Annotated in this window: 5 protein-coding genes; 2 read left to right on the forward strand and 3 right to left on the reverse strand. The window is 66.0% G+C overall.

The genetic code is table 11. The annotated features are described in order from the left end of the window. Nucleotides 1-201 precede the first annotated feature (201 nt). From ACFE71_RS14785 to ACFE71_RS14795, 3 genes are read right to left on the reverse strand one after another with little or no spacing between them, the layout of a single operon-like run. Nucleotides 202-1,083 carry an SDR family oxidoreductase gene (locus ACFE71_RS14785; RefSeq protein WP_375429527.1) on the reverse strand — a complete coding sequence of 294 codons (882 nt, stop codon included), beginning with the start codon at nucleotides 1,081-1,083 and terminating at the stop codon, nucleotides 202-204. Further along, nucleotides 1,076-1,861, reverse strand: a complete 786-nt coding sequence (locus tag ACFE71_RS14790) for an SDR family NAD(P)-dependent oxidoreductase (protein ID WP_375429528.1) — start codon at nucleotides 1,859-1,861, stop codon at nucleotides 1,076-1,078. The genes ACFE71_RS14785 and ACFE71_RS14790 overlap by 8 nt, the downstream gene beginning before the upstream one ends. Nucleotides 1,862-1,879: 18 nt before the next feature. Further along, nucleotides 1,880-2,644, reverse strand: a complete 765-nt coding sequence (locus ACFE71_RS14795) for an SDR family oxidoreductase (RefSeq protein ID WP_375404535.1) — start codon at nucleotides 2,642-2,644, stop codon at nucleotides 1,880-1,882. Between the two features lie 118 nt (nucleotides 2,645-2,762). On the opposite strand from ACFE71_RS14795, the gene ACFE71_RS14800 reads away from it, so the two are divergent. Next, a complete protein-coding gene (locus ACFE71_RS14800) occupies nucleotides 2,763-3,659 on the forward strand; it encodes an AraC family transcriptional regulator N-terminal domain-containing protein (RefSeq protein ID WP_375429529.1) in 897 nt (298 codons plus the stop codon). 497 nt (nucleotides 3,660-4,156) lie between these two features. Continuing rightward, a complete protein-coding gene (locus tag ACFE71_RS14805) occupies nucleotides 4,157-4,810 on the forward strand; it encodes a TetR/AcrR family transcriptional regulator (protein WP_375429530.1) in 654 nt (217 codons plus the stop codon). The last annotated feature ends 223 nt before the right edge of the window (nucleotides 4,811-5,033 follow it).

Genomic DNA, 5,033 nt, shown 5'->3' on the forward strand with positions numbered 1-5,033 from the left:
AACCGTACAACACGGTCCGAAAAAGGCGAAATATTCGGATGGGTCGAACCCTTGAGTCAGACGATCTCTCCCGCGAGTTTACGGTACCTGTTCAGGTGACTGAGTTCGGGCCGTAGCCCGGGCAAGCGGCGGCCGAAGCCGGACGCAAAGCCGCCGCCGTGCGCCTCGACGACGCGGGCGACCCATCCATGCGATGGTCCGTTATCGTGCGATGTCGCCAAGACCCGCCAGCTTCAGCGTGTCTCGGCGGAGCCGGTCTTGCACGGCGGCGATGGCCTCCGAGCCGTCCTCGGATGGATCGACGGTGACGCGGAACGGTCGCCTGCCGCGAGGGGCGTCGACGACGCGCCTGATCGCGCGGCCGACCTCGGTCGGATCGGCGTCGTCCGGTTCGAATGCTTCGACGGCGGCCATCACCTTCGCCTCCAGATCCCCCGTGGGACCGTCGCGATAGACGCTCGCGACGGCCGCGTCGGAGGGCTGCATCGCATGCTGGAAGTGGTTGGTGCCGCTCGTGAAAGCTCCGGGCACCACGATCGAGGTTTCGATCCCGAACCTGGCGAGCTCGAGCGCGTAGCTGATCGCCAGCTGCTCCATCGCCGCCTTCACCGCGAAGTACGGCCCCAGCAGCGGCGGCCAGTTTGCTCGGACCGTGGTGCTCGACACCCAGAGCAGCAGGCCGTCCCCGCGTTCGCGCATGTGCGGCAGCACCGCCCGGTTCACGCGTTGCGTTCCAAGGACGTTGCTGTCGTAGAGGCTCGCGAGCTGTTCGACGCTGAAGGCCTCCGTCGGCCCAAGATTCATGTGGCCGGCATTGTGGACGACGACGTCGAGGGGACCATCGGACAGGACGAGCCCGACCGCCGCATCCACCGACGCCTGGTCGCCGATGTCCATCTCGAGCGGTCGGAGCGAAAGCTTCTCGCCCGCGGCCACGCGGCGATACTCGTCGGCTTGGGGCCGGTTCCGCGCTTCGCTCTCCCGCATGGTCGCATGAACCCGGTGCCCGGCGCGCGCCAGCTCCAGCGCCGCCATGCGACCGAAGCCGCTGGAGGTGCCGGTGATCAGGACGGAGCTACCCACGCGCGGTCTCCCGGCTGTCGTTGGGCCGCATCATGCGGGCATTCAGCTCCGCCTTGGCGCGATCGGGGACGATGTGCAGGATCGCGCGCTCGAGCGTGTTGATCCACCCCGGCGAGACCTGGGCCGAGCCGACCTTCATCGCTTCCCAGCCCGCGCGGGCGGGAGCGGCGGCCGGGTCCTTGGCGGCGGCGCCCGTCGGTGTGTCCGTCGTCCCCGCCCGTTCCCAGAAATCGGACTCGGTCACGCCCGGCATCAGGCAGGTGACAGTCACGCCCGTCTCGTGGAGCTCGTTGCGCAGGGCGTAGCTGAAATTGTCCAGGAAGGCTTTGGAGGCGTTGTACGCCGCCTGATACGCGCCCGGGATCAGCCCGGCGATCGAGCCCGTGACGAGGATGCGCCCGCCGCCCTGGTCGCGCATCCGGCGGCCGACGCGCTGAAGCAGGTCGAGCGTGCCGACGCAATTGGTCTCGATCAGGGTTCGCACCGCCGCGAAATCCTGATCGAGAAAGCCCTGACCAAGCCCGTGGCCCGCGTTGGCGCAGAGAACGTCCATGCGGCGCCGGCCGATCCGCTCGTCCAGCGCAGCGACGCCCTCGGCCGTGGACAGATCGGCGATGACCGTCTCGACCGAGGCGCCGGCGAGCTCGTTCAGAGCATCGGCAAAGGGCCGGTCCGCGGCGAGCAGCAGGGTATAGCCGTCCGCGGCGGCGAGTTTCGCCAGTTCCAGCCCGATCCCGGACGAGGAACCAGTGACGACGGCGAGAGGTGGTTGGGTCACGGTCTGATCCTTTCGAGCTTACAGGGACGCACCGCCCGACACCTCTATACGCTGGGCGTTGACCCAGCGGTTCGCGTCGCCGAGCAGCGCCGCGATCATCGGGCCGACATCGTCGGCCACGCCGACGCGGCCGAGCGCGGTCGTGTCGGCGATCATCTTGTTCATCTGCGGGTTGTCGCGCACCATGCCGCCGGCGAAGTCGGTCGCGATCGCGCCGGGCGCGACCGTGTTGGCGCTGATCCCGCGCGAGCCCAGCTCCTTGGCGAGATAGCGGGTGAATACCTCGATGCCGCCCTTCATCATCGCGTAAGCCGCAAAGCCCGGGGTCGAGAAGCGCGTAAGGCCGCTCGACACGTTGACGATGCGGCCCCCGTCGGCGATCAGCGGCAGCAGCGCCTGGGTCAAGAAGAACGCGCCCTTGAGCTGCACGGCGACGATGTCGTCGAAATCGGCCTCCGTCACGTCGCCGATCTTGCCGAAATGGCTGGTGCCGGCATTGTTGACGAGGAAGTCGAAGCGGTCTCGATTCCACCGATCGGCCAGAGCGCGCTTTACCTCGTCGGCGAAGTCACCGACTCGCCCCGTCTGGCCCACGTCCAGTTGCAATGCGATGCCGTTCGCACCGGCTGCTTCGACTTCGCGCACGGTCGCATCGGCTTCGTCCTTATTCGAGTGATAGGTGACGATCGAGTCGACACCGGTTCGCGCCAGAGCGATGACGGTGTTGCGTCCGAGGCCGCGGCTACCCCCGGTGACGATCGCGATACGTGAACTTTCGGGCATGGTGATCCTCTCGTTGCCTGACCTCCCATATACGCTTGAGTGGCGTCACCCGATTGCCAGCGACTCCGAACAAGTTGCCTGTTTCTCCAGTGGCTGATCCGGGTTAAGTGCCTGGTCCATGATTGAATCCAAGGCAGCCATGATTCGAATGCTGAACCGGCTCACGATCGGCGACAGCGCATTGACGGTGCCGCTGCCGGGCCTGTCCATCATCCACTACGACGAGCCCGGTCGCGTACGGCATGAACTCTATACGCCCGTCCTATGCATGGTGCTGCGAGGGGCCAAGCAGATTGCGCTCGGTGATCAGGTTCACGTGGTCGGCGCTGGGCAGGGATTGCTGGTCAGCGCCGAGGTGCCGGTCATTGCCCGCGTCGAGGCCAGCCCCGCCCAGCCCTATCTGGCCGTCGCCGTCGATCTCGATCTCGCGCTGCTCGACGATATCGCCCTGCAGGCCGGCGTGCATGAGGTCGTGGATGGGTCAAAAAGTTCCCTTGCCGTTCTGCCTCGGCCTGACGAAAGATTGCTCGACTGTCTCGCTCGTATCGTCGAGCTGACACGGCGGGCGCATGAGGCGGCGATCCTGATGCCCGGCCTGCTGCGCGAGTTGCACTATCTGCTTCTCCGGGGTCCGCTCGGGGGGACGCTGCGGCGCATGGCGCGACCGGACGGCCATCACCGGCGCATCGGCAGGGCGATCGCGCTACTCACGAATACGTTCCACGACGCCCTGCCGATCGCGACGCTCGCCGCCGCCGCCGGGATGAGCGTTTCCGCCTTTCACCACCACTTCAAGGCGGTAACCGGCTGCTCGCCTCGGCAGTTTCAAAAGCAGCTGCGCCTGCTCGAGGCCAGGCGGCTGATCCAGATGGAAGGTGCCAGCGCCCGCCGCGCCGCGTTCACGGTCGGCTATGCCAGTGCCCAGCAGTTCACGCGCGACCACGCCCGGCAGTTCGGCGCGCCGCCTCGGCGCAGCCTACACGGTGCGGCCGAACCAGCCTTGCTGGTCGGCTAAGCCAAGCGCCGCGTCCCCTGGCGTGACCCACAGCGCCGCACCCGACGCTCGGCTCCGCCTTCCTGTTCGCGCAACACCAAAGGTGATCCGCTTCTAGCTGAACTCGCCTTTTCCACGTCCGTCCGCTCACGAAAGCGAACGTTGGTTTGAACTGACAGACCTTCACCCGCGGCGTTCCAACCCCGACATTCGCAATTCGTCAACTCGGTCCGGACCTTATTCAGGTATGGACAGCGAGGAAGGCAGCCAGAAGCGCGGCTTGACGCATTTGCCGATTACACTCACCGGCTGCCCAAACGCCTCAAGCCGGGATGGTGATTGCCAAAGTGTTGGACAGCAAGTTAGCCGCGGCCGCCGTGACCGTACGGGGAGGTCCCGAGCAGTTCGTGAACGACTCGCAGAACGAGCCACAACCACAAGATCGGTCTGCTGGCATCACGCCCGATCCACGCGGCGCAGACCACCGCGTCGCGGTTGCGCGCCAGCGTCGCGAGCGGATGCGAGCGCGGCTTCTGGAAGCGACCCTTAGTGTCTGGGCCGCGGAGGACGGCGTCAACGAAGCGACCGTAATCAGGCACGTCGTGGATGCTGCGGGCGTGTCCCGAGCCACCTTCTACAAACATTTCTCGTCTCTCGACGAAGCTGCCGCCGCCTTGGGCAGCAGCCTTTCAGACAGGATGGTGGAGGAGCTGGACCCGATCCAGCGCGAGGTCGTCGATCCGTTGATGCGCGCGAGTGTCGGCATCCAGTTCTTCCTATGGCGCGGGTTCTACGACCGGACCTGGGGACGATTCGTATCTCGAAGCCACCATGTGGTGGTCGAGAGGTCGAAGTTCATAACGCATGTCGGCGAGGACCTGCGCAACGGCCTGGAGGGTGGAGCATTCGCGTTCACGCGCGCCGATGCGGCGCTGACGCTGAACAACGGCTCGCTCAAGGAAGGGATCGCGGCGCTGAGTCGCGGCCTTGGCGAGCCGGTCTCGTTCATCGAGGCGTTGGCGTCGATGATCCTTCTCGGTTTCGGCGTGGACCGCGTCGTCGCGTCGACGGCGGTCCAGGAAGGTGCCCACATCCTCCGAGCGCGCGCGCCGTCCCTGTATGCGTGGTGGCCGGCCGCGGGTCCTCGAGCGCCCCAGGCCAGCTTCGACTAGACTGGCCGCGATCGCACGCGACAGCTTTGATAACGAGCCTTGCACTGGAAACCGAGTCATAGTAGACACTATGTAACCCTACTCAGATGGGCAGAGGAGAGCGAAATGGCAACTGCACTAGTCGCACCGGACGTTGACATCCTGGATCGTCGCAATACCGCGAAGACGTACGACGAGGGGGTTCGCTACGCGATGGATCTCGTGGAACAGCATTTCCACGAGG

This window comes from uncultured Sphingomonas sp., from assembly GCF_964237155.1.
In the GTDB taxonomy this organism is placed as follows: Bacteria; Pseudomonadota; Alphaproteobacteria; order Sphingomonadales; family Sphingomonadaceae; genus Sphingomonas.